The organism is Gardnerella sp. C0684A1 (assembly GCF_055326835.1).
In genome coordinates, this window is the sequence record NZ_JBLTSX010000110.1 from 1 (window position 1) to 229 (window position 229).

Below are 229 nucleotides of genomic sequence, written 5' to 3' on the forward strand. Positions count from 1 at the left end.
GTTCAACGGATTCGCGATATCCGGTCCCTCAGGCCTTTCGCCGATCACCGCCGCGTTCGTGGATGCCAACAGCAATGTAACCGGTCTGATCGACTCGGCGGTCAGCTTCACGAGCAATTCGGTTGTGGTGAACCTCGCAGGAGATCATTTTGCGGCCGGTTCAGTTGGATTGATCGACGTGGTGTTCGCTTCAGCCGTGCCCGAGCCGTCGACATGGGCGATGATGATC

The 229-nt window shown here is 58.1% G+C and carries 1 protein-coding gene; it reads left to right on the forward strand.

Going from position 1 to position 229, the window contains the following annotated elements:
- Positions 1 to 229 (forward strand): hypothetical protein (locus ACNEUN_RS06505; RefSeq protein ID WP_463631658.1); only part of this gene is annotated, 229 nt, incomplete at both ends.